Consider the following 26,014-nt stretch of genomic DNA (forward strand, 5'->3'; position numbering starts at 1 on the left):
CCGTCGCGCAGGCGCTGAAGGCGCCGGCCAAACGACCCCTAACCGAACCGCCGGGTTCATGGATGCCGAAACCACACCCGTTTGCCCCATCCTCCCCGCGGGGTTGAAAAACCGAAACGCCCGCGGTGTCAACGCCTTCAGCGTTTTCCCCTCCGTGAACCCCAAGCACCTAGGGTGCGACCATTTTCAATGGCCGTACCCTAGGCTAAATTATTGCACCCCGCCGGGGTGCGTCCAGAGTGGCGAGGCAAAGCCTCGCGTTCAATCAATCCATGGTCCATACATGGGGTTGTGCGGCCCCCGCTGGGGCGCGCCGGAACAATCCATGGTCCATACATGGGGTTGTGCGGCCCCCGCTGGGGCGCGCCGGAACAATCCATGGTCCATATATGGGGTTGTGCGGTCCTCATTGGGGCGCGCCGGGTCAGCCCCCGGCCATACCGCGTCGGGTACCCGTTTGAATTCGCATCCATTTGGGTTCGTGGGGATTACCGCCCCCTCTACCCTTCTTTGAGCAGGCGCTCCAGGTCTTGCACCAACTCGGCGATTTCGCCGTCATCCGTGCCTTCGTAGTAGCCGCGGATCTGCATTTCGCGGTCAACCAAGATGAACTTTTGACTGTGATTCAACAAGTTGCTGCTGTCACCGACTTTAAAACCCTCCACCGCCAAGGAGAGCAAGTCCTCCTTGGGACCGGTCAGGAAATGCCAGCGGCTGGTATCCGCTTTGACTTTTTTGGCGTATTTGGCCAACACCTCGGGGGTGTCGTTGTCGGGATACACCGTGAAACTGGCCAAGTTCAGGTCGTCACCACGATCTTTGAAGGTTTCTTGGATCTTGCCCATGTTCTTGGCCATCGTGGGACATGGACCGGCACAGGTTGAGAAAAAGAAATCGGCAACCCAGACTTTGCCTTCCAGCTTGCTGGACGCAAAGGTTTCACCGTCGGTCGCGGTGAACGAAAAGGCCGGGGTTTTGCCGTGGATCGGCAGCGGCGGCACGATTTCAGCGGGCTTGTAGATGAAAAAGGCGGCGACACTGCCGACAAACATGGTGAGACAAAGGCCGAAAACGACGGCTATTTTTTTTCCTTCCATTAAGAACCTCTCAAGAGCGCCTTTCGCGCGGCGACGTCGGAACGTCGGTATTCGGCCCGACGGAACAAGGGACCGTGGTACCGGAGCAGCAAGGGTCACAGTTCACACCACAGGCGGCACATTGGCCGTGTCCGTGAACCCAAACAAGTTGGAGCGGTTGCCCGCACCACAAGCACGGGGCGACGGGCGGCGGTGTGAATTGCGTCAAACAAAACTCCTCACTGGTCCTGGACAAAGGTGGACGCGGGTTACTCGTCGGCGGTGAAGCTAAGGCACACCTCAAAAAATCCTTTGCTCGACCAATATACAGAGGAGATGAAGGGGTTGTCACCCGCATTCGAAATGATGTGGTTCCGCCCGTAGATCACATAAGGCGTGGAAACGTTGTAGCCCAAGTTCATCCGCTCGAATTCACCCTTGGCGTTCCCGGTAATAATGTTGACCATCTCACCCACGGCGTCCTTGACCTCGTCGTCGATGGTGTCTTTTTCCACACCCAACAGAATCTCGTGGATCTGGAGCGCCAGCTTGTTGCTGAGATTGAGCAAGATCTTGCCGTGCATGCCTTTGCCAAAAACGTCCAAGATGCCGGACAACTCGAACTTGGGTGCCAAGGTCTCGCGCATCACCACGCCTTTCTTGCGGGTCTCCAAAAACAGGAAATTTTCAAAAATATTTTCGGTAGCCCGCAAGATGGGATTAATCAGTTCGGTTTTGTATTCGAACCCGGCGGGTGTCAGGCTCTCGGTACGCAATTTTTCGTTGATTTCATCGAGGTACAGGTTGAGGTCGATTTGCCCGATTGGGCTGTCGAAAATGATGCGCACCACGGGGTACTTGGACAACACGGCCACAAGGTGTTCCTTACCCACGATCAGGGTCGGCGTCGATAGCTTGTATACCTGATCACGTGCCAGGTTCTTTTTTGCGTTGCCGATGATGATGTTGCACAGCTCGCCCGCCATGTCGCGCACGTTTTCGTCAATGTCGCTGTATTCACCCCCCAAAATCGTACCCGCCATGCTGCAGGCCACGTTTTGCTTGAGGCATAAAAAGAGGTGGCCGTCGACCTGGGGTCCCTGAAAGGAAATTTGCGAGGAAAGATCGTAAATGGCGGAACAAATGCGCTCCAGACGGATCTCCCGCTTGACCAACTTCAGCCCGGCCATTTGTTCCATCACATTCACGGCGGCGTCGAGGATCGGATTTATCAAACCCACGAAATTCTCGTCAAGCTGCTTGCGATCCGCCAATTCACCGGTACTTTTCTTGGTTCGTTCAATATCGCGTAGGTGGGCGGAGGCCTCGATCAACTGCAGCAAATCACGGTGGTGCTTTTCCAACATACGCTGGAAACTGACGGTAATTTTTTGGTTGAGTTGGTGTTGCAGCGCGGGTTTCATGCCACTCAACTGACAACGAACCAGGCTGCCGCCGTCGCTGACAACACGGGCGGGACCGTCCACGTCCAAACCAAACAATTTGTAGGTCAGGTGAACCTGGCCACCGGGCACAAAAAAAGGATCGGGGTTGGCAATTTTAAAGGCGATGCCGTTGGCACTCACGTCTTGGATCGCGCCTTGGATCAGTTTTTTATCGGGCCCCTCGCTAAAGGGTTCGCCCTGTTCATTCAGCTTTTTGACCACCACGATTTTGGTGAGCTGGGGGGCGATGGGGATGCGCAGATACTTGCGCGGGTCATGGGAGGACAACGCCTGAGGCGGCGGGAAGGTGTATTCCTTGGGCCGCTCTCCTTTTTCCATATCCAGTTGGCACTTGAACTGAAGCGTAAACGAACGAATCACCAGCAAACCCGTCTGGGCGGGAATCCACTGCTTAAAAACCAACCCGAACCGATCGGCATCCACTTTTTCTAAAATGCCCTCAAAACTGCGGCTGGAATCGGTGGGGTAAAACACACAGGGTACTTGCGAGAAGGCGGCGATTTCCAAGTAGATCTGTATTTTTTCGGGCTCTTCGACCGAGAACTTCAAATGACCCTTCCTTTCAGACGAGTACCCGGTCAACCAAAAGCCGGCCCCAAACCAAGGATTATCTCGTACGCAACTGTAGTACCTTTCGTCTTTTCCACAAAAACCCTTGAGATCCGTGCCGCGATCATGTCCACCAGGGTGACCCACGTCAAAGGATTGAATGCTCAACGCGAACGACGGCGGTGCTCGGCGACCCAGGCGACTGCCTTTCGCGCGGAGGTTCCCCGGCGAAGGTGTATCAAAAACTCGCGGTTCCCGGTTTTACCCAAAATCGGCGAATCGGTTAACCCACAACAGGACCAGCCCCCGGTTTCAGCCCAAGCGAGGAATTCTTCCAAGCAGGTCCATAAAAGGGCCCCGTCGGCCACCAGACCTTTTTGGTTGACGCCGCCTTGGCCGACTTCAAACTGCGGCTTGAACAGCAACACCACATCCGCATCGGCACTGACCAAACCGGCGATGACAGGCAAAACCAAACGCAGGGAAATAAACGAGAGGTCCACCACGGCGCCGTCGGCGATCTCGGCCAAGGCAGACAGCGTGCGAATGTTGGTTCGCTCCAGGTTCACGACGCGCCCATCGGCAACCAATTCCGGGGCAAGTTGATCGTGGCCGACATCCACCGCATACACGCGGCGCGCACCTTCCCGCAAAAGCACCTGGGTGAAGCCACCGGTTGATGCGCCGATATCCACCCAAACCCGGTTCGCGGGTGCAACGGCAAAGGTCTGGAGCGCGGCCTCGAGCTTGTGGGTTCCGCGACCCACCAGGCCGGTGTCCTCGTCAATCGCGACGACCACATCCTCGCGCACCAAGACGCCGGGTTTGCGCGCCACCAAGCCGTCGTGACGAACCTTGCCACGTTTGATGAGATCCCGCGCATGGGAGCGGCTGCGGGTCAACCCGCGGGCAATTAACAGTGCATCAAGCCGAATTTTTTGTTCCAAGGACCCCTCTCTGTCGCACCGGGTACATATATATATGTAGGGAGCCGGTTCGCGCCCGCTTCCGCGACGGTCCAGATCCGGTGGCTTCATCTTAAAAAGAAAGGGCGCGCATCGCAAAAAAAATCCCGTGGGGATCACGGCGAAGCCGCTACCCCACGGGAGCCCTGGACCACTCTAGCCCGCCTTTCTCACAAGTTCTCGCGACGAATCCTCATGAGAAATTTGGGCAAGTCCGCATCGCCTACGACGGTGAGCGACGCGAACCGAGGTCAATCTTTTTTGCAGGTATTGATGTTCGGCGAAAAAGTATCGCCGGGTAACAACACATGCATTTGAATCTGGCGACCGCCCAAAAGGTCGCCGTCCCGATCCGAAATCCGATTCAAACGGGCGGATCGCGCATCGTAAATCTGCACCCAACCATTGCCCAGCACCTTCCAGGTCCCGTCGGGTCGAAACCAAACCGCGGTGGCCTCGTCAATGCCGACACCAATCAGGTGCGGGTTTTCTAAGACCAGGGACAAAAGTCGGTTTTGACGTTGCCGCGCCACAAAGTGCTGGTCCAAAATCACGCCGGGCACCAACCCCAAACCGTTACGGGTGACAATGTTATCGGCGCGCAGCACATCGAAATCGCCGTCGCCGGTAAGCATCGGGGTGCTCATACACGCCGTACCGGCAGAGGTACCCGCAATCGCCGTACCCGATTGCCAGGCCTCGGTAATCGCTTCGCCGACCAGCGTGTTTTCCAGCACATCCAAAATGCGGCGTTGATCCCCACCGGCGAAAAAGATCCCGCCGGCACGGGCCACCAAACGTGCGGTTTTTTGGGAGTCGGCGTCCTCGCGGGTCGCCAGCGTTAAGGCGCGAACCCGTTTGCAGTCATAATCCTTCTTAAACACATCGATGTAAAAGTCGCCGGTATCGGGCAAGCTGGAAGCGGTCGGCACAATCAGGATCAGGGCGTCACGACCACCGGCCACATCAATGAACTTCTCCATAATCACCGCGGGTCGGCTACCACCGCCGATTAACACCAAATCACCGGGACGGTCGCCGGCCTGCAGGCCGGGGCCGGGCAACATCAGTAACGCAAACAGGAAGGACAGATTGAACCGTAGACGCATCGGGTACCTCCTTAAGGGATCCATTAAAACGACGCTTTCACACCGAGCCGCATCTCCCGTGCCGATTCGCGTTCCAGAACCGAACCCAAACGGGACACGCGGTTGCCTTGCGCGTCGCTGACAAAGGCCTCGCTGAAGAAACTGTCTTCCGGGTGGTTGCGGAAATCGTAGCGGTAATCGCCCCAGCGATCACGTACCTCAATCACGGTGTCCTCGTCGAGCAGGTTAAAGACATCCACCATCAGGGACAAGCGCACACGACCGAGATCAAACTCTTTGGCGAGGCGCAGGTCGACCAGTTGACGGTCATCCAGTTGTTCCGAGCCACGCGGGGCCGCAAAAACGGTCTGGCGGTCATTTTCCAACAAGCCACGCACCCGAACGGTGGGCGTCCAGTGCGCACCGGAGCGATGGCTGAAGAAAACAGAGGACATCACCCCATAGGGCAGGTCCACCGAAGCCGACAGCTTAAACTCCCACTCGGCGAAACCGGGCAAGGTCCCGTCGGCGTTGGTTTGACCGTTGCGGTCTTCCCATTCATCGGTATAACTGTTGGCGCGGAAGGTATTGCCCTGGAGATCGGACCACACGAGCGAGCCGCGCATCGACCAACCGTCGCGGAAGCGGCGGTCGGCACGCAGGGTCACCGACTGGTAATCACGGTACGCGCCGGCGGGGTTGGTTAACGCAAAGCGCTCGGGACTGAGCAACTCAAAAAACGGGAAGTCCGCGCCGAGTGGGTTGCCGATGGCGGACAGGCTGTCGTAGTCCTCATTGGCATTGACCATGGCGATGATGTTCCGCGTTTCGCGGTGGACCAAGTCCACGCCCAGCAGCCAGTCCCGGCCGATACCGTGCTCGACGGTTACCAAAAACTGGTCGACATGAGGATGGTCGATGTCGGGATCCAGGTCGGCGGCGGCGGGCACGGATGCGGAAGAAGGCGGTTCAAATTGGCCGGAATCAAAGTCATAGTCCCAAAACTCAAGCGCGGTAAACACATTCCCCGAACGCTCACGGTCAAACAAAAAGGTGAACAAGCCTTCGTAATAGCGGCCGTAGTGCGCCTTTACCGCGGTGGTCCCGTCGCCTTTGACGTCCCATGCAAAACCCAGTCGCGGCGCAATCAGGTCAGCCTCATACACGCTTTCATTACCGTTGCGAAAGCCACCGCGATAACGGGTGTAACGCAAACCGTAATTAAAGGTAAGCCGGTTGACGCGCCACTGGTCCTGCGCAAACAAAGCCAGGGTTTCTTGAACCGAATCCAAACGAATGTGGTTGCCGACGTCGGAGGAGAATAAAGCCGCGTCGGGTTCAGCGAGATAAGCCACGGTTTGATCAAGCAAGCTCAGGTCACCACCACCGAGTCCAAAGGAATCGTCCACGATGGTAAAGCCGCCGTTCCGGGTACGGGTTTCATCTTGGCGGGCGTCGTCGTAGGTAATGCCGAATTTAAACTGGTGGCTGTCGTTGTTGGTGAACAGGCTGTCGGCGAACAAGGTCCAGTCGGCTTTAATCGCGGTCCGGCTTTTATCCTGGAGGTGGGTGTAGGGCGCGTTCTGGAACGCAATGCCGGTTTCGAAATCGGTGCGGCCGGGGAGATCGGCGCCACCATACGGAAGACGGTCATCGGTTCCTTCAAAGCCGGTGAGCTTCACGGAAACAAAACTGGTCACGCTGAGCACACCTTCCCAGGTCAGGTTATAGGACCAGTTGGGCGAGTCCTGGCGTTCGGTGGCGGAACCCAAAACGTCGCGGGAGAGACCGCGGTAATCGCTGTCTTTGCCGTCATAGTCCAGCAGCAACACAAATTTGTGCATGTCGGATGCTTGCCAGGTCGCCTTCGCCAGGTAGCGACTGATGCGTTCTTCTTCTTGGTCAACCGCCAGCAAGGGATCGGCTCCGTCAAGCCCGGCCGCTTGAACGGCGTTGGTGATTTCGTCAATTTGGAAGGGGGTAAAATCGCGGCTGACTTCTTCACCGGACACAAAAAACCACAGGCGATCTTTAATGATCGGCCCGCCGATGCTGACACTGAGATCGCGGCTCTCCAGTTGGTCGGCCCGCGAGGCGTTCCAGCGCTCGTTGGAAACATAAGCGCGCACGTCCCCGCTAAATGTATTGCCGCCGGATTTGGTCACGATGTTCACGGCCGCGCCGGTAAAACCACCGTATTCGGCACTCGCCCCCAGACCCAACACCTGAACCTCTTCGATCCAATCAACGTTGGGCAACAACCACTGGCTCCCACTCGCCGGGTCGGATACGTCGACCCCGTCTAAGTTATAGGCGTTGGCCGCGCTCTGGGTTCCGCCGTAAGCCAAGCCGTCATTGACGCCGGGCAGGTAGTTCATGAGCTGGGTTGCATCACGCGGCAGCGGTGTCCGTTCAATGAATTGTTCGTCTAAGTTGGCCGAGGTGGCGTTGCTCGTGGTACCCACCAGTGGCGTTTCGCCGGTCACCACCATCTGCTCGCGCACATCCGCACCGGCGGGCGTGAGCGTCAGGGGCACATCCATAATCTGACCCAGGGAAACCCGCACCTGGGTGACCTCCGCGGTTTTGAAACCGTTCATGGCGGCGCGCACGTCGTAAAGGCCGGGCGGCAACGAGGGCAAGCGATAACGGCCGCTCTCAGAAGTAACCGTAGTTTGGCTGCCGCGCACCAGGGCGTCAGAGGTAACAGAAAGAACCACACCGGGCAAGGGGTTGCCATCGGCGTCGACCACGGTCCCACTCATCGCCCCGCTGGTCGCGCTTTGCGCCCACAGCAAGCCCAATTGAAGGCAGAAGGTAAAGACCAAAATGGCCGGGGTTCTGGGTGAGAAGAAGGGAGAAACAAAAGCGTTCATAGGGCAGATACCTCATCGAAGCCGCGCCGAGATGCCTGACAAGCAGCCGTTTAGAAATTAAGTTTTCAAATTGACCAATTAATGAAATTAATTTTTCACCAATTTCTTAGATTCCGAGCTTTTTGTCAAGAATAAAGACACACTTTCTTTACCTTTTCAGCCGGCGCACCGAAAAGCGAAGATTCGCTTTAGGTGAATCCCTTTCCGTTTCCTTCGCGCCGGCCCCTCGTCAAACCGGATTGACACTAGGCCGACACGAAAATGCTAAACCTATTTTTTCAAACTTCTTGCACGTGACTGTCACCTCTAAACGGCACTTCCCCGCACCGGTAAAAACACCCGGCGCCGCCAAACGCAAGCTCGCCCTTCCGCGGTGTTTTTTCCGTTGCAGCCCGCCGCGGCCGTGTTAGGGTGTAGTGAAACCCCTCACCGAAAAGCTTTCCTTCACACAAACCCGTCGGTGAAATTTGGGTTTCACCCGAGGTGCATTCATGGAAGACATGACCAGCGAAGCGCAATTCAAGGAACTGGTGCTGAATGCCTTCAAGGATCTCCCCCAGCAACAACAGCAGGTCGCCGACTTCTTGTTGGACCATTTGGACGAGATCCCTTTTTTAACCGTGCCAACCCTGGCCAAGCGCGTCGGTGTTTCCGAGGCCACCATCGTCCGCTTCGCCCAACGGGTGGGTTACGACGGCTTTAGCGGCCTCAAAACCAACCTAACCACTCTGGTCCGCGACCGCGTGACGGCGCAAACCAGCATTGAAGATGTGTTTAAACCCAACGGCAAAGACAACCTAAGCTTGGTCGTGCAAAAAGAGCTCGCCAACATTCAGGACTTGAGCAAAGACATCGACCTGGAAACCTTTGAAGGCGCGGCCAACACCTTGTTCGCCTCGGATCATATCTTCACCTTCGGCTTCGGCATCTCCGCCCATCTGTCATCCCTGGCAACCTACCTACTCACCCAAATCGGCCTACGCGCCACCACCCTGTCGACCCGATTCTCCTCGCCGATGGAACAAATGGTGATCCTGCGCGAGAACGATGTGATGCTGGTTTTTTCCTTCCCGCCCTTTTCGCGGGGCACGATTAAAATGGTGGAAGACGCCAAACAACGCGGTATCAAGGTGGTTGCGGTGAGCGATCGCCTGACGGCACCCATTTCGGCCCACGCCGATTACACGCTCCAGGTCCGCACCCACAATAAAATGTTCACCAACGCCATCGGCGCGGCGGTGACGCTGCTGAATGCGCTGGCAACAGAGATCGCCATCAAACACGGCGACCACGCGGTCAAGGCGGTGGCCAAGATCAACCGCATCCTGGCCGAGGACGAAGGCGTCCTCAAAAGCGACTAAATCGTGCGCAATGCAACGGGTTTCACCGGTTTCGCCTTGGGCCTTCCCTCACCGGCGGGTTAGAGTAGGGGTTTTGAAAAACTTCACCCGAGGTGGCTCGCCTTGCTCCCCAACACCCCACTGTTCCGACTGCTCTTTTGCCTTTTCTGCCTCAGCACACCGGCCCTGTGGGCGGCGCCGGCCCGTTGGATTTCCCTGGCCCCGAGTTTGACGGAGACCATCGGCGCCCTGGGACTGGCCGACCGCCTGATCGCGGTGACCGACTATTGCGTCGACCCGGAATCGGTCAGGTCGCTTCCCAAAATCGGCGGTTACCTTAACCCCAGCATGGAAGCAATCGTCGCGTTAAAGCCGGACCTGGTCTGGGCCTTACCGGAACACGAAACCACGGCGACCTCGCTGCGCCAACTAGGAATCAAGGTCAACATCCGCCGGCAATACACCCTGGGCGATCTGCGCACGACCATTCAGGCGATTGCCGAGGCCGCGGGTGTGCCGCAAAAAGGCCGGGATTTAACGGACCAACTGGCCCAACGTGAAGCCGCGGCCAAACACCGCTTCATGGTGCCGCCGCGCGTCCTGTTGGTGCTGGGTTACGACGAACCGGGCGAAGCCGTGCGCGAGGTATTTGCGGTTGGTCGCGCGGGTTTTTTGCACGAGTTACTCCTGCTGTCCGGGGCCGAAAACGCCTTCCAGCCGACCACGCCCACCTTCCCCAAGCTGGACGCGGAAGGTCTGACGGCGGTCGATCCCGAGCGCATCGTGATCCTGTTTCCCCACGACACCATGACCCCTGATCAGCAAGACCGCTACCGGCAAGCGTGGCGCGAACTCTCGTTTTTAAAAGCCGTTAAGGAAAACAAACTGTACTTCATTCACCACAGCGCCGTCTTTCAACCAGGCCCGAGTTATGTGAAAACCCTGGAAGCGCTGGGCGCCCTGCTGAGCACACCATGAGTGCCTTGACCCTGCGCGGGGTGGGTGTGGAACGGCGGCGGCAGTCCATTTTGCACGGGATTGATTTGGATGTAGCGGCCCAGCAATTCACCCTGATTCTCGGCCCCAACGGCTGCGGCAAAACCACCCTGCTCAAATGCATCTTGGCCATGATCAATGATTACACGGGACACATCACCTGGAAGGGCCGCAATACGCGCACCATGGGCGGCCGCGAACGGGCACGCGCCTTGGCGTATGTCCCGCAAAAACTGGAAACCGCCTTCGCACTGGACGTCCTCACCTTTATGGAGTTGGCCAGGTTTGCCCATGAGGAGTCTCGGGAACAGCGCCGAAACGCCATTGACGCCGCGCTGGCTCAAACCGACATGCAACACAAAGCCGGTGCCTTCCTCTCGGAACTGAGCGGCGGTGAACAGCAGCGGGTTTTGATTGCGGCGGCGGTCGCCCAAGAACCGGAATTGCTCGTTTTAGATGAACCAACCAGCGCCCTCGATCCACGCCACCAGGTTGCCATCGTCCAACTTTTGGCGCGCCTGCACCAACAGAAGCGGTTTACCATCGTGCTGGTCACCCACGACTGGAACCCGTTTATCCATCTCAACCCGCGCGTGATCGGCCTCAAAGCGGGGCGCCTCTTGGTAGACACCGACCTCAAGCAGCTCCCCAACCACTTGGCATCGATTTACGACTGCCGTTTCCATCAATTGCCACTGGAGAAGGGGGTGGTGTGTGTCCCAGTCATCGAATCGAATGCCCTTCGCCTCGACAAAAAAGCCGTCACATCTAGACAAGACATCAACACAACCTAGACAGCTAATAGACAGTCTTACAGTTTTTATTTTTCCGTTTCTTTCGCTTCAACCATCTTATCTATAACGACTTATCAAGAGATTGCTACACAAGTAAAATGACCGCCCCTTTGGTGACCTCCATCACGTCAATGCAAGAAAACCCAAGATAAAAACCAATCAAAACAATACCATAAGTTTAGTTTTTACAATTACTTAGTCACAAATATCTAAAAAAAACACCTTTACTGTCTCTCCTCTTATAGACAATCTGGCGTAGAGACACGTGGTTTGACAGTTTTTCGGGACAGGCATAAGGTTTTGTCAGTCTCTTGTCAAAGACCGGTCACGAAGAGATTTTCTTTGGGGATCGCGCTGTGATTCGATTGCCGTCAGTACAGCCGACCCCACGCCCTCCCTTCCCATCCCTTCCCCGCGACACACACTGAAACCTCGTGGGAATAGAGGAATTGCGATTGCCTCCGCATTCTATTCGAACCATCCAGTAAGGAGATACACCCATGCGGAAAATGTTTGCTCTGCTTACCGCGTTAAGCTTCTTCGTTTCTTTGCCTGCCACCAGCCAAGACGACATTGTCGATACCGCCGCCGCCGCGGGCAGCTTCACCACCCTGCTTGCCGCCGCCGAGGCCGCCGGCCTGGTCGATACCTTGCGTAGCGACGGTCCTTTCACGGTATTCGCCCCCACCGACGACGCTTTTGCCGCCCTGCCCGAGGGTACGGTTGAAGCCCTGCTCGACGATCCCGACACCCTGCGCGACATCCTGCTTTACCACGTGGTTTCCGGCGCGGTTGACGCCGCCACCGTGGTGGGCTTGAGCAACGCCGAAACGGTTAACGGCAGCCGGGTGCTGATCAAAGCCGACGACAACGGCGTTCAGATCAACGATGCCAACGTGGTGACCGCCGATGTCGCCGCCGCCAACGGCATCATCCACGTGATTGACGCGGTATTGCTACCTCCGGTTGACGTGGTTGACACGGCGGTCGCGGCGGGTTCCTTCAGCACCCTGGCCACGGCTTTGACCGAGGCGGGCCTGATCGAAACCCTTAAGGGCGAAGGTCCCTTCACCGTGTTCGCCCCTACCGACGACGCCTTTGCCGCCCTGCCCGAGGGCACACTTGAAGCCCTGCTCGCCGACACCGATGCATTGATTGACGTGCTGACCTACCACGTGGTTTCCGGCTACAACTTCGCCGCCGATGTGGTCACCCTTGAAAGCGCGGTCGCCCTAAACGGCGATCAACTCGCGATCAGCGTGGAAGACGGCGCGGTTCGCGTCAACGACAGCAACGTGGTCGCCACCGATGTGTTGGCCTCCAACGGCGTGATCCATGTGATCGACGCGGTTCTGATTCCACCCGCCGACTTGGCCGACATCGTCGACACAGCTCTGGGCGTGGATCGCTTCAGTACCTTAGTTGCAGCCGTCCAAGCCGCCGGCTTGGTCGACGCGCTCAAAGGTGACGGTCCCTTCACCGTGTTCGCACCCAACAACGACGCCTTTGCCGCCCTGCCCGAGGGCACCCTCGACGCGCTGCTGGCCGATCCCGAGGCGCTGGCCAACATCCTGACCTACCACGTGGTGCCAGGCGCCTTTAGCGCATCAGACGTTTTGGCTTCTTCTTCCCTGACCACGCTGCAAGGCGCCGAGGCCGCTATTTCCGTCACCGACCAGGGCGCGTTCATTGATAACGCGCAAATCGTTGCCACCGACATCCTCACCGCCAACGGCATTATCCACGAAATCGACGCGGTCATCCTGCCGCCCGAGCCCGAGGTCCTGTCCGGCACCATTTACGAGGTCACCATCACCAATGTCACCAAAGGCCAAGTCTTCTCGCCACCCGTCGCCGTGGTTCACCGCGCCGATATCGCCCTGTTCCACCTGGGTCAGCCGGCTTCCGGCGCCCTGCGCACCATGGCTGAAGAAGGCAACACCCAGCCCTTGGCCGATGAACTGGCTCCCCTCGACCAGGTCTACGACATCCAAACCGCGACCGGTCCGATCATGCCGGGTACCTCGGCCACCATTCGCGTCACCGGCGCGGGGAACTACAACCTAATCAGCGTCGCGGGTATGTTGGTCCAAACCAACGACACCTTCTTCGCCGCCGAACTCCGCCGCCCAGTCGGGCTGGACGGCATCTTTAAGAACGGTGACCGCGAAAGCCGCTCCACCGCTATTGCCATGGCCACGGCCTACGACGCGGGCACCGAGGTTAATGACGAGAGCTGCGGCTCCGTTCCCGGCCCGCCTTGCGGTGCCGCGGGTGCACCCAATACCGCCGGTGCTGAAGGCTATGTCTACATTGCCAACGGGATCCACGGTATCGGCGACCTCGCGAGCGAAACCTACGACTGGCGCGGCCCGGTCGCACGCATTGTGATCAAACGCGTTGGCGACACCTTCAAGGCGCCCTCACGCGTGGTCCGCTAACCCAAACCCACTGAAGTCGGTCCTTCGCAACGTCATCCCGTCGTCTCTTGGCGTTGCGAAGGACCCGTTGTTCGGCATTGGGTCCAAGCCTGGCTTGAACCCAATCAAGCACCATCACGCCTCCCCTCGGGGAGGCGTTTTTTATTGGCGCGGGCTAACCCAAGGCGTGACCCAGATCACAAAGCAAAAAACACGGCACTTCTGGCGAACACACACCAAGCGCCTCAAAGCCAAGCCTTTAGCGCCATACCCAACAACTTCCACCGGCCCTATTCCACAAACCCCACGCTTTTTTTTGTCAGACCTGAAATAACCAACCCGGCCCTTTCGTTATTCGTGGTGAAGCGATACACAGCGCTTATGCATCAAACCGGCAATGCCGGTAACCTCTTACTATTATTTAGTTTCTCATCACCCGCCGGTTCCATTGCCGGATGTCCAACCAACGTCTCGAGCCTCGATTTAGGTCGCAGTGCTCCTTGGGAGAGGTGTGCCCCGATGTGGGCAATCGCCGGGAATACATGAGAAACGATCTTCAAGGAGCCATACCATGCGTCGATCCATTTCCATGATTACCCTGATTTTCTGTTCTCTGTTCCTGATTGTACCTACCTTTGCGCAATCAGACGAAAGCGGCACCGCCTACCGGGTCACCATCACCAACATCACCAAAGGTCAGATCTTCTCACCGCCCATCGCGGTCGTTCACAAACGCGACATTTCCCTCTTCCAACTGGGTCAACCGGCCTCTGCCAACCTGGCCCTGATGGCGGAAGACGGCATGGCCGGCCCTCTGGCTGAAGAGCTGGGCGCCCACGAATTGGTTCGCGATGTCGCGGTCAGCGACGGCCCGGTCATGCCCGGCCAATCCGTCACCTTGGAAGTACGCGGCGACGGTCGGTTCAACCTGGTTTCCGTGGCCGGCATGTTGGTTACCACCAACGACACCTTCTTCGCCCTCACCTTGGACCGCCCACCCAGCTACGACGTTTTTGTGAAAAACGGCAGCAGCCGCGGCATGGCCTACGGTTTGGCTGAAGCCTACGACGCGGGCACCGAAGCCAACAGCGAAGACTGCGCCTTCATCCCCGGCCCCCCTTGCGGTAACGGCGGCGTCCACGATCCTGCTGAAGCAGAGGGTTACGTTTACATCAGCAACGGCATCCACGGTATTGCCGACATCAACCCCGACGCCTACGACTGGCGCAGCAAAGTGGCCGTGATCCAGATCGAACGTTTGTAAGCGTTCCCTTCTTGTACCGCGGGCCGTTCGGTCCGCGCAAAAAACCCGCCACGATGGTTCGTCGGCGGGTTTTTTCTGTTCCACACCGCACCCCACAGGTTTCGCGACAGGGCCATGCAGGACAACCGCGCACTAGTCGGCCAAAGCCAGCTTGTCGATGAATTCCAACAAGGCGACGGGCATGGGTTTCTTTTCCCAGTCCAAGGCCAGCCCGCGGCGCAAAACCTGATCCGCGACCACCTCGCGTGCGGCGAATTCAGCCTCGCGCCGCTCCAAAAGATCGATTTGCGAACGACATTCGCCGCCTTCCACCTGACCGGCCTTAAAAGGGTTAAACCCAAGACAGCCATAGGGTTTCGCCTGGCGCGAAATGGTGCAACCCAGTTTGTCGCGTTTGAAAAACGGGCAGGTATAAGTGCGCCGCACGAAGGAACGACGGCCGTCGCCGGGATCGGGTGCATCCAAACGGTAACGCCGCACGGTTTCTTTTAAATGAGCCACCAAATCGGCATCGATCCGTTGTTGCGCCTGCAGCCAAACCAACAAATCATAGGTTTCCAAAGGCGTGGTTTGCATCGAGTTGGCCACGAAGGTACAACACACCCCGGAACAGGCGGAACAATCGACGCCGTCCTGCTCGTGGGCGGCCATGGCCGCGACCAAACCGGCCCGGCGCTTCAGGGCATCAGGCCCCTCGGCTAAGGCGGCACCGAGTTCGCTCAAGGAAGGATAGACTGGACTCATGCGCCGGCTTCAAAGGGTTGCAAATGCTCGAGCAAGGTCTCTTTTTCGACCATTTCCAAAAAGGCGTCGTGCAAGCGGTCGGTGGCTTCCAACACCTGACGCCAGTAGTTGATGCGGTCGTGGTGACGCACGCGGAAGTGAATGAAATCGTTGCGGTCGGGTATTTTGCCAAAGGGCAGCGAGGCCACAAACTCCGGCGACGGGCTGATCAACAGGGTGCGGTCGCTGTATTGGTGGCGGGTACGGTGGCGCAAGCTTTTGTCGAACCAGCCGGGCGTGATGGTGGGCTGGTAGTGGGGAAACAGTATCAGGCCCTCGCGAATGCCCGGCGTGGGAATGTCGAAATGGTAATCGCAGATACCGCCGTCGCGGTAGGTGCCGTCGGGGGCACCGGGAATGTCGCGAACGCCTTGCAAGACCATCGGAATCGAGGCGGTCGCCATCAGCGCGGGTTTGAGGTTGGCGGCGGTGAGGGCGACATTGACGGGGCGACGGAAACCGCTCCTGTAAAAAGGATGCTGCGAACGGGTGTCGTGAAACACGACGCGCTGGAAGTGGAGCTGAACCAAGTTGCGATGCATGGCATTGGCAACGAAGGCCTGCATCATGCCGATCCCTTGGAGTAATTTGGGTTCAAGGGCGTTGAAGCCGCGGGCGCGCGCGGTCACGATGTGCAGGCGCATGGTGGGATGGTTGAGAATGCGCTGCACCGCGTCGTCGTCAAGGAGTTGATCGAGCGTGGTTTGCGTGGCCTCGGTCACCTTGGCGGCGTCGGCGTAGGGGCGCAAACGAACATTCACATAGGTTTCCTCGAAGCGGTCGAGTGAGGCTGAAGCATCGCCGTTCATCAGCATCGCAAACCGCCAAGCGCCGATGGAGCTGCCGATCAAATGAAGCGGGCGGCGGCCGCGTTTCTGAAACCAGTCGCCGAAAATGGCGCGATCCAAACGGTTGAGTACCAGCCACTTGGGGCCGCCGGCGGCGGCGGGCATGGCACTGACTAGGTCGGGGTGGAACCCCTCTTGTTCGATGAGCCGACGGGCGGCGGGCCCGGCTTTGATGGTAAGGGGAAACGGCGTCGCCATAACGAAACACTCCGACCAGGAATCATTTGAGGCATCGCGGAGCGAACCTCACAGCTTCCGATGCTAACAACGGGCTAGGGTGGTGACAAGCGCAAATTGCCGCAAGGCGACGTGAGCGTCCTGTGAACAATGCAAAGGAAGCCGGCATAGGGTCCTAACGGATTTTAAAAACCCAACATGCGCCACCTCCCGAAATGGCCACCCTCCGGCGTCTGCCCCCGCATTGGCCATAACCCGGCGTGTGCTGAAAGTACACGCACACCGCCATACCTGGCACATGCTTTATTTGAACGTGAGGCGAAGCCGAACAACTTCCAGCTACCCCAACGGGGTTATCTATGACAGCCTGGGGTAAAGGAGCGAAGCGACTGCAACCCTAGGGGCCCCCGGTGTGCCGCTCACCCAGTCCTGTAGGGACTGGCACCGACACCCTTCTCAACCAACATACCGGCAAGGGAGGGTTGTCACCATCATCGTATCCAGAAAACACACCCGGGTCGGCACTTTCAGCGCCTGCCTTTCGGGAACGCCAAAGACCCAGGGTAAGACCCTTTTTCAAAGGGCCTGACCCTGGGCTGCCATAGCTAGCCCCTTCAGGGCAGCGGGCGGTAGTTCGGCTTCGCCTCACATTTAAATTGAAAGATGGGCCCCGCATTACGGTGGGCGTGTACTTTCAGCACACGCCGGATCATTACCCCATCCAACATCTCCGTGTGCGTGTACCTTCAGCACACGCCGGATCGTGCTTCGATCCGGCCGGGCGGAATGCACCATCCATTAGAACAAGCCCGGCCCCCAACAAGGCTACTAGAAACGCAACTGCAAATAGAGCGAGGGGCGGAAGCCGAAACCCTGCACGTCGATGGGGACCAGGTCTTCGCCCTCGTCTTGGTAGTAGCGGTAGAGCACGTTGCGGCGGTCGTAGACATTGGCGAAGGAAACGCCAACCTCGCCCACGTAACCGCCCAGGGTCACCTTGCGGGCGATGAGCACATCGAGCTGGTGGGTGGCCGGCAGGCGCAGGTTGTTCGGGGTTTCGCTGTCGATTAGGGCGTATTCGGGCTCGCCGTCGTCCTCAAAACCCACCAGCACGGAACGCGGAATGTCGAACGGGAGACCGTCCGCGTAGCGCTGGTTAATCGAGAAACGCCACAGGTTGATCGCATACTGACCCGAGAGTTTCCAGGAATGGGGGCGTTCGATGTCGCTGGGATGGTTCAAGCGCTCGCCATTGACAATGTCGCGCACGATTTTGGCATCCATGTAACCGTAGCCGACCCAACCGGAAAAACGGCCGCGTTTGAATTGGACCAACACATCCAGGCCTTGAATGCGGTCTTGGGTCTGCAGCGGTCGATCACGGAAACCATTGACCGGGTTAAAGATGCGCTGAATGGTACCGTTGGTTTCCCGCTGGTACCATTCAACGTCCACCAGCCAGGTCGGTTGTTCATAATGGGCCGCGAGGCCGAGGTGATCGGAACGAATCACGCGCACCCAGTCTTCCTCCGCCAGGAACCAGGTGGGTGATCCTTCAAAGTAGTTCAGCGTATCGGGCGAACGCAATACGTACTGGTGGTAACGGCCGAGGTTGCCGCGCAACGACCAGTTCCGACTTAGATCCAGTTTCCACGAGAAACGCGGCTGATCGTGTTCCGAATGGGTTTGGGAATTCCCCTCGCGCCGCCAGCCAAACAGAAACGCCAGTTCGGGCAAGGGTTGCCAGCGGTTTTGCACGTAAATGGTCTGAACTTTGGTATCCAGGCGTTCCGCGAAGACGTCGGTTCCGTTGAGGTCGCGTTCGAGATAGGTACGCTCTAAGTTGGCGACGGAAAACCCGAACTCAATTTGGTTTTTGGTGTTGGGTGACCAGTGCTGGCTGATCACCAAGGTGCGGTCTTCCAGGCCGTTGTCCGTGTCGCTTTGCACCAAGTCGGCCAAGGTCACGTTGCCCTCGTCATCGATCTCGGCCTCTTCATCGTCGGGCAACGTGTTGAAGCTAAATTCGCTTTCGAAACGGGACCAGACCAAACGCATCTGGGTCGAAAATTGCGCGCCCCACTGGTGGCGCCAGCGGAAGGTGGCGGCGTCGTTGCCCCATTCACCGTCTTTCCCGTACAGCGACAAACTTTGCTCCGGCAGTTGGTAGCTGATGCGTTCGTCGATGCTGTCGGCACCGGTGTAGTAGGTCAGGCTGATGTCGTCGCGGTCACTCAACCGCCACGTCAGTTTGGCGATGGTGTCGTCAAACGAAATGCGCCGTATCGCGGCAAAGCCCTCGTCGTCGTTTTCCCGCTCGACAACAGGATCGTTAAAGGTGCCTTCGAATACACGGCGATAGATGTCGTTGCTGGTGCGGTCACCGACCGAGCGGCGTGATGAAATCAGCACCGAACCGTTTTTTCCCAACGGGGTGGCGACGGTCAGGTGGGCCAAATCTTCGTTCACCCCGGCATACAACTCAAAGCGATCAATCTTTTCGCCTTTGACCTCCAGATCGAGCACCCCGGTCACGCGCCCGCCGTAAGCAGCGGGAAACCCGCCCTTAAACACTTGGATTTCCTGCACCGCGTCAGCATTCAGCGAGCTGAAATAACCAATAGCATGGTCGACCTGGTACAGGGGAATGCCGTCCAACAGCACCAAGTTCTCGGAAGGCCGACCGCCGCGCACGCCGACCCCGGAATCACCCAAGCTGGTTTCAATCCCGGGAATCAGCGAGAGGCTGGCGAACAGGTCTTTGCTGGGATGACTGCCGTCGCCAACTTGGTCCGGCGACAGCTTGAGGCTACCGGACAAGGCGGAAACCGAAAGCGCGCTGCCCTTGGAACGAAATACCTTAACCACCTCGCTCACCGTATCACGGCGGGACAGGCGCAGTTCAAGCGCGGTCCCGCCGGCCACCTCGGCGAGATCTTGTTCCAGATCCGCGTAGCCGGCCGCGCTGACCCGAAACCTTTTGGTATCCACCGGAATCTGTTTGAGTTCAAAGCGGCCTTGTTCGTCGCTGCGCACGGCGAGCGCGGCGTCCACCATCGCGAAAACAGCGCCGGAGACGGGTGCATCGGTTAAATCATCGCGGATGACCCCACTCAGGACGCGGGTGGTCACTTCAGCCTTGGGAAAAAGAATAAACCGCGCGGTGGAACGACGCTCAAAAGCCAGGTGGGTGCCGCTCAGCAAACGGCCGAGCACCACCTCGGCTTCGGCCGGGGTACCAGGCAACTGAACCGAAACACCGTCCACCAGGTCGTCGGCGAACACGACCTCGAGTTGGGCTTGCTCGGCTAGCTGGAGTAGCGCCTCGCGCAAGGGCATGACACCGGCGGGAAGGCGAACGCGATCCCCGGGCCCGGCCCAAAGCAGGGCGCCGCCCAAGAACAAAAAGAGCAGAAAACGTCGGGCGTGGGCACGGAAAGGCAGAAGGTGGAACGACAACATGGCGAGACCTTTGAAGGAACCATGGGCGGGACCGTGCCGCCTCGGTCGCAATGGACCGTGCGGCGGTCTTAACCCATGCTAGCGAGCGTGAATGTGGTATACACCGTCGCGTTCAGTGTACGCCAAATTCAGCGCCAAGCCTATTTCCTCGAGCACGGTTTCCAAGTTATCGGTGGGAAAAGAACCGCTGAGGGTGCGCTCGCCCAAGGCGGGATCGTCCAACACAATGGCGCTGTCGAAAGCCAGACCCAGGTCACGCACCGCGTCGGCCAGCGCGACGCGTTCAAACACAATCCGTCCCTGACGCCAGGAAATGGCCGCCTCGGCATTGGCTTCGCGCGGTTCGAGCGGTGCCTTGCCGGCGGTTACGACGCTCATTTGGTTCTCGGTCAAGACAACACGGCCCTTGCCGCTGCGATCTTCCAGCGCCACGCTGCCGTCGCGCACCACGACACGGGTGCGACGGTCCCGCGTCCACACCTCAAAACGGGTGCCGAGCACGGTCACGGTTGCTTCCTCGGTGTGGATGCGGAACGGCGAATCGGCGTCGTGTTCCACCTTGAAGTAGGCCTGACCAAACAAGGTAACGGCACGGTCGTCGCGGGGCAGCGGATCGTGAAACACCAAACGGCTGCCGGCGTTAAGCTGGACCTCGGTGCCGTCGGTGAGGGTGATCAGAATTTGTTTGTCGGGGCCGGCTTTAACGGTTTTGGATTCAGAAGGCGGCGGCGCGGCGAAAAAAATCAAAATACCGACCAACACCACCGCGGCCATGCCGGCGGCGCCGCTAATCAGCATGCGGAACCCTGGGAACGGGACCACGTTGTCCTCTTCGACCCTGGGTTCACTTTGGGTCGGGGCGGCGGTTTGTTTGCCGGCGGGCAACGCGAGTTCGGCGGCCAATGTGTCCCAGCCTTGTTGCACATCAAAAGCGGGTCCGCTTTTGGGGCCGGTCGCCTGCCAAAGCGCGGAGAAGGCGGCAAAAGCGGCCTCGTTATTTTTGTGCTGGGCGCGCCATTGATCAATGCGGGCACGTTCCTCGGCGGACAACCCGTCTTCCAGGTAAAGCGTCCAAGCCTCGGGCACGTCGGAACCGAGATGGAGCTGCGCGGCAAGGCGACACCAACCGTCAACCACATCAAACGGAGGGGCTTGGGGCGGCGCCAAGCGCTGCCAAAGTTGTTCGTAAGCGCCGAAGGACATCACCCGTTCGGGGTCCTCGGCCAGCCAGGCCTTAAAAGCGGCCACATCCGTAGGGTCACATTCGTCGGCCAAAACAGCCGCGAACCAGGTTTCATCCGGTATCTTTTCGGGTTTCATCGCATACCCCGCGCAAACAAAAACAAGGTAACGGGTAAAGGACACCAGGCGCCGGTGCGGCGTCGCAATCGCACCAGGGTTGCTCGGTGCACCCCTCCCGCATCACTACCTGGTACGTCAGTGAGCAAAAACACCCTGACCCAATTTTTTAAAAAAAAGCTGTAAGATCGTCGCGCGGCATGCGTCCGAGAGCGCCGACACCCCACACCGGCGCGGTAACACGCTGTAAAACAAGGTATTGTCATGCCTATCCCCAAAACAGCAGGGCTAACAGGGCGCGCAGTTGGTGCCGCAATTTTTTGAGGGCGCGGTTCATGTGGGTCTCTACCGTTTTGACGGAGATGTTCATCACCGCGGCAATTTCGCCGTACTTCAGCCCCTCAAAACGGCTGAGCAAAAACACATTTCGCTGCGCGTCGGGCAGATCGGCCAAGGCCTTTTGTATTTGATCGCGCTTCTCGAACCGCGTTTCATCCACTTCCACGGTGCTGTGCTCGGGCATGACCTCGACGGCACCCAGGTCGGGATTTTTACGGCGCAGGTGATCGATCATTAAATTGTTGGCGGCCTGGTAGAGGTAGGCCTTGATGCTCTGGTTGGGATCCAAATTGGCGCGGTTGCGCCAGACTTTGGCAAAAAGCTCCTGCACCAGATCCTCGGCCAATTCCCGTTGGCTGAGGCGGCGCCATAAAAAACCGAACAAAGGCTCGGCATAGCGAAAATAAAGCTGTTGGAACGCCTCGCTGTCGCCGGTTTTGACGGCGGCCGTGAGTTCCTTATCGGGATTGGCGGTTTCAGACGACGACACGCGTCCCCCACATACAATTGAAATAGAACGATGCGTGCGGCCCTAGCTCGCATTTCTCACAAGGCGTTCTGGCGCGGGGCAACCCATGCGATTAGAAGGTTTGCCTTCCGCGGGCGGCCATCCGCTTTACTCAGTCGAGCAATACGCGACGGTGCGCTACGCCGAAAGGTCGGCCCCGCTCCGTTTGCGCTTGGTCGTCACCTTCGAACGCACAAGGCTTTCTGCTTCTCGCGACGAACCCTCTTGAGAAATGCGGGCTAACCCGCAAAAAGCCCCAAAGCCGGGGGCGCCTCACGGTTGTCTAACACGCGATTTCAAGACCTTTATGTTACAGGATATGGGCCGTTTGACGAGGAAAAAAGACGGACAATCAAAAGGCGCTTGATCATTGTAAAAAGCGGGCCATGCGCACGTTGACAGGGTTGAAACCCCGCGTTATGCTGGGCTCGCTTTCTCGTACGACAACTTACCTTATAACCCGCCGCGGTTTGCACCCTCCTGCAACCCGGGTTGGAGGCGAACCGATGCATGTTATTTTTGTAGCTCCTCATTTTCCGGCCTATCAAAAACAATTTGTTCGCGGCCTTAAAGCGGTCGGTGCCGCGGTCACGGGCATCGGCGAAGCGCCGGTCCACGCCCTCCCCGACGATTTAAAATCCTGGCTCGACGGCTACGAGCAGGTTCCTTCGGTCTGTGACGACCAGGCCATGCTCGACACGGTACGCCGCATTCAAGCACGCGGTTGGGTCGACCGCATGGAAGCCACGATTGAAGCGCACATGCTCACCGCGGCGCGCGTCCGCGAGGCGACCGGCATTCCCGGTCTGAGCTACGAGCAAACCGTGTTGGTGCGCGACAAAACCATCATGAAAGAGTTCATGCGCAAGCACAACATTCCCTGCGCGGCCTCGGCCAGTGCCGATTCAGCCGACAGCCTCGCCCAGATCTGCCGCAAAATCGGCTACCCGGTGATTATCAAACCCCGCGCGGCGGCGGGCGCGGCGGGCACCTGGCGTGTCAACAGTGATGCGGAACTGGCCGGCGTGATTCCCCAGTGCGGCGTCTTGCAAGGCCAATCGGTTGCCGTCGAAGAGTTTATCGAAGGGCACGAGGGTTTTTACGACACGCTTACGGTCGGCGGTCGCATCGGCCACGATTTCATCAGCCACTACTATCCCGGTGTTTTGGAAGCCATGCGCACGCGCTGGATCTCGCCGGTCATCATCACCTCCAACCGCATCGACGCACCCGGCTACGACGAGGTCAAACAGATGGGTTACAAGGTGATCAAGGAGTTGGGCATTCACACCGCGCCGACCCACATGGAGTGGTTCTACGGCCCGCGCGGGCTCAAATTCTCCGAAATCGGCGCCCGCCCGCCCGGCGTCGGCCAATGGGATCTCTACTGCGCCGCCAACGACATCGACCTATATAAGGAATGGGCCTTCAGCATTGTCAAAGGCGCCTGTCCCACGCCGCTGTCCCGCCGCTATTCGGCCGCGATTATCAACCTGCGCCCCACCGCGGACGGCACCATCAAAGGGTATGAAGGGGTCGACCACATCTTCAACAAGTACGGTAAATGGTTTATCAAAAGCCACTTCCCCGCCCCAGGCAGCCCGACCCAAGGCGTCGAAGCCGGTTACATGGCCAATGCCTGGATTCAAATGAAGTACCCCGACTACGACGATTTGCGCAACATCCTGCAAGAAATCGGTCAAACCATTAAGGTGATCGCGGATTAACCCTCGTTCCTAGCCAACCGCCCCGCGCTTGTTCACCACCGTCACCTAAGGAGCCCTCGCTATGGCACCGGTTCGCAAAGATCCCCGCGTCCTGATTATCACGCCGGAAATTACCTATTTGCCCGAAGGCATGGGCAACATGGCCAACTACATGACCGCCAAGGCCGGCGGGCTGGCCGATGTTTCCGCCTCGCTGGTGGCCTCCCTTTACGGCCGCGGCGTCGACGTCCACGTCGCCCTGCCCAACTACCGCACCATGTTCAACCGCCGCATCGGCACCTTCATCAGCCGCCAGTTGGACATTTACCGCAGTAAATTACCCACGGACCGCATTCACCTCGCGGAAGACCGGGTTTTTTACTACCGCGACAAGGTCTACCACAACCACGCCGCCGAAAACCTCAAGCTGTCCGTGGTTTTCCAGCGGGAGGTCATCAACAACATCCTCCCCCGTGTGCAACCCGATCTGGTCCACGTCAACGACTGGATGACCGGTTTGATTCCCGCCGTAACGCGGCGCATGAACATTCCAACCTTGTTCACCATTCACAACATCCACTCGATGCAGGCGCTGCTGGCGCACATTGAAGATTTGGGCATCGACGCGGCCCAGTTTTGGCCCTACCTCTACTACGACCATCCACCGGGCGGCTACGAGGAAACCCGCGAAAACAACGCGGTCGACTTCATCCTCAGCGGAATTTTCTCCTCGACCTTCATCAACACGGTCAGCCCAACCTTCCTGGCCGAGGTGGTGCGCGGTCAGCACCCCTTTATCAAAGACAAGATCCGCTATGAAGTCAGCGCCAAATACCACGGCGGTGCCGCGGCCGGCATTCTCAACTCACCGGATCCCCACTTCGATCCCCGCATCGACGAATTGATTCCACGCAACTACGGACCCAATACCCACGCCGAGGGCAAGGCCTACAACAAATGCCTGCTCCAGCGCCACCTCGGCTTGGTGGAAGATCCCGACGCGCCCTTGTTCTTCTGGCCCTCGCGACTGGACCCCGTCCAAAAAGGCTGTCAGTTATTGGGCGAAGTGTTGTGGGACGTGCTACAACGTTATGCCGACCAACGCCTCCAAATCGCCGTTATCGCCAACGGACCCTATCAAGAAACACTGAAGGACATGGTCCGGCGCGGCAACCTACACCGACGCATGGCGGTCGCCTCCTTCGAGGAACCGCTCTCGCACCACGGCTATGCCGGCGCTGATTTCCTATTTATGCCTTCGTCCTTCGAACCCTGCGGTTTGCCGCAAATGATCGGGCCGATTTACGGCACGCTGCCAGTCGCCCACGATACCGGTGGGATTCACGACACGGTGCGCCACCTTTCGGTCGGCAACGACAGCGGCAACGGCTTTTTGTTCGAGGTCCACGACGCGACCGGCTTGCGCTGGGCGATTGATCAGGCCATGCAGTTTTACAGCCTGCCCAAGGACGTACGCCAACGCCAATTGCGCCGCATCATGAGCGAAAGCCGCCACCAATTCAACCAAGCCAAAACCGCGGAGAAGTACATGGACATCTACCGCAAGCTGCTCGGCATCGAGCGTAAATCTTCGTGAGGTAAGTCGGCGCACGCCCCTGTTCAGCCGCCGCAAAGAGGCACCATGATGAACGTCTTGATCATTTCTCCCGGATACCCGGCCGATATGCCGGAGTTCACCCGCGGCTTGGCCGAGGTCGGCGCACGGGTTTTCGGCATTGGCGATACGCCCGAGGCCATGCTGCCGCGTTTGGTGAAACGCAGTCTGACCGGCTACCTGCAGGTCCCCTCGCTGTGGGACGAGGACGCGGTGATTCTGCAAGTCCAAGCCTGGAAAGGCATGGCGCGCCTGCACCGCATCGAATGTTTGTGGGAACCGGGCATGATTTTGGCCGCGCGCCTGCGCGAAGCCTTTGGCGTGCCCGGCCTGAACGTGGCACAAACCCTGCCTTTCCGCGACAAAGAATGCATGAAACAAGCGCTGGACGCGGCCGGCGTGCGCACGCCGCGCCACTACAAAGCCGAAACGGTCGCGGCCTG

General features: G+C 58.5%; 17 protein-coding genes and 1 pseudogene. 8 read left to right on the forward strand and 10 right to left on the reverse strand.

The features are described from left to right. Positions 1-500: 500 nt before the first annotated feature. The 5 genes from J3U88_RS33040 to J3U88_RS33060 form a co-directional block, all read right to left on the reverse strand. Positions 501-1,097 carry an SCO family protein gene (locus J3U88_RS33040; protein WP_207863491.1) on the reverse strand — a complete coding sequence of 199 codons (597 nt, stop codon included), beginning with the start codon at positions 1,095-1,097 and terminating at the stop codon, positions 501-503. Positions 1,098-1,345: 248 nt separating this feature from the next. Beyond that, positions 1,346-3,091 (reverse strand): chemotaxis protein CheX, encoded by a 1,746-nt coding sequence (locus J3U88_RS33045; RefSeq protein WP_207863492.1) that lies wholly within the window; start codon positions 3,089-3,091, stop codon positions 1,346-1,348. 164 nt (positions 3,092-3,255) lie between these two features. Beyond that, positions 3,256-4,038 carry a TlyA family RNA methyltransferase gene (locus J3U88_RS33050; RefSeq protein WP_207863493.1) on the reverse strand — a complete coding sequence of 261 codons (783 nt, stop codon included), beginning with the start codon at positions 4,036-4,038 and terminating at the stop codon, positions 3,256-3,258. A gap of 269 nt (positions 4,039-4,307) precedes the next feature. After that, positions 4,308-5,165 carry a cyanophycinase gene (locus tag J3U88_RS33055; RefSeq protein WP_207863494.1) on the reverse strand — a complete coding sequence of 286 codons (858 nt, stop codon included), beginning with the start codon at positions 5,163-5,165 and terminating at the stop codon, positions 4,308-4,310. Between the two features lie 23 nt (positions 5,166-5,188). Beyond that, positions 5,189-8,020: a TonB-dependent receptor gene (locus tag J3U88_RS33060; protein ID WP_207863495.1), complete on the reverse strand. Its 2,832-nt coding sequence runs from the start codon at positions 8,018-8,020 to the stop codon at positions 5,189-5,191. Positions 8,021-8,511: 491 nt separating this feature from the next. Between J3U88_RS33060 and J3U88_RS33065 the strand changes: the two genes are divergently transcribed. The 5 genes from J3U88_RS33065 to J3U88_RS33085 all read left to right on the forward strand — a co-directional run bounded on the left by J3U88_RS33065 (position 8,512) and on the right by J3U88_RS33085 (position 14,834). After that, positions 8,512-9,381: a MurR/RpiR family transcriptional regulator gene (locus tag J3U88_RS33065; RefSeq protein ID WP_207863496.1), complete on the forward strand. Its 870-nt coding sequence runs from the start codon at positions 8,512-8,514 to the stop codon at positions 9,379-9,381. A gap of 102 nt (positions 9,382-9,483) precedes the next feature. After that, positions 9,484-10,338 (forward strand): ABC transporter substrate-binding protein, encoded by an 855-nt coding sequence (locus tag J3U88_RS33070; RefSeq protein ID WP_207863497.1) that lies wholly within the window; start codon positions 9,484-9,486, stop codon positions 10,336-10,338. Next, a complete protein-coding gene (locus J3U88_RS33075) occupies positions 10,335-11,150 on the forward strand; it encodes an ABC transporter ATP-binding protein (RefSeq protein ID WP_207863498.1) in 816 nt (271 codons plus the stop codon). Before J3U88_RS33070 ends, J3U88_RS33075 begins: the two co-directional genes overlap by 4 nt. Before the next feature lie 500 nt (positions 11,151-11,650). After that, positions 11,651-13,591, forward strand: coding sequence for a fasciclin domain-containing protein (locus J3U88_RS33080; RefSeq protein ID WP_207863499.1), 1,941 nt, complete (start codon positions 11,651-11,653; stop codon positions 13,589-13,591). 550 nt (positions 13,592-14,141) lie between these two features. Further along, on the forward strand, positions 14,142-14,834 hold the full coding sequence (locus tag J3U88_RS33085) for a spondin domain-containing protein (protein WP_207863500.1): 693 nt from the start codon (positions 14,142-14,144) through the stop codon (positions 14,832-14,834). A gap of 132 nt (positions 14,835-14,966) precedes the next feature. Here the strand turns inward: J3U88_RS33085 and J3U88_RS33090 are convergent, their stop codons facing one another. The 5 genes from J3U88_RS33090 to J3U88_RS33110 all read right to left on the reverse strand — a co-directional run bounded on the left by J3U88_RS33090 (position 14,967) and on the right by J3U88_RS33110 (position 22,232). Then, a complete protein-coding gene (locus J3U88_RS33090; RefSeq protein ID WP_207863501.1) occupies positions 14,967-15,578 on the reverse strand; it encodes a hypothetical protein in 612 nt (203 codons plus the stop codon). After that, positions 15,575-16,663, reverse strand: a complete 1,089-nt coding sequence (locus J3U88_RS33095) for a patatin-like phospholipase family protein (RefSeq protein ID WP_207863502.1) — start codon at positions 16,661-16,663, stop codon at positions 15,575-15,577. Before J3U88_RS33095 ends, J3U88_RS33090 begins: the two co-directional genes overlap by 4 nt. Before the next feature lie 807 nt (positions 16,664-17,470). Then, the gene (locus J3U88_RS33100; RefSeq protein ID WP_207863503.1) at positions 17,471-20,104 is read right to left on the reverse strand and encodes a TonB-dependent receptor; all 2,634 of its coding nucleotides are present in this window, start codon (positions 20,102-20,104) and stop codon (positions 17,471-17,473) included. A gap of 78 nt (positions 20,105-20,182) precedes the next feature. Beyond that, entirely contained in the window at positions 20,183-21,424 is a 1,242-nt protein-coding gene (locus J3U88_RS33105; RefSeq protein WP_207863504.1) for a FecR family protein, read from the reverse strand. 247 nt (positions 21,425-21,671) lie between these two features. Beyond that, positions 21,672-22,232: an RNA polymerase sigma-70 factor gene (locus J3U88_RS33110; RefSeq protein ID WP_207863505.1), complete on the reverse strand. Its 561-nt coding sequence runs from the start codon at positions 22,230-22,232 to the stop codon at positions 21,672-21,674. 524 nt (positions 22,233-22,756) lie between these two features. On the opposite strand from J3U88_RS33110, the gene J3U88_RS33115 reads away from it, so the two are divergent. The 3 genes and pseudogenes from J3U88_RS33115 to J3U88_RS33125 all read left to right on the forward strand — a co-directional run. After that, complete coding sequence (locus J3U88_RS33115; protein WP_207863506.1) at positions 22,757-23,977, forward strand: ATP-grasp domain-containing protein; 1,221 nt, start codon at positions 22,757-22,759, stop codon at positions 23,975-23,977. 61 nt (positions 23,978-24,038) lie between these two features. Beyond that, positions 24,039-25,553 carry a glycogen synthase gene (locus J3U88_RS33120; RefSeq protein WP_207863507.1) on the forward strand — a complete coding sequence of 505 codons (1,515 nt, stop codon included), beginning with the start codon at positions 24,039-24,041 and terminating at the stop codon, positions 25,551-25,553. A 45-nt stretch (positions 25,554-25,598) separates the two neighbouring features. Next, positions 25,599-26,014, forward strand: a pseudogene (locus tag J3U88_RS33125) (ATP-grasp domain-containing protein); the annotation flags it as partial.

Source organism: Acanthopleuribacter pedis, assembly GCF_017377855.1.
Lineage (GTDB): Bacteria > Acidobacteriota > Holophagae > Acanthopleuribacterales > Acanthopleuribacteraceae > Acanthopleuribacter > Acanthopleuribacter pedis.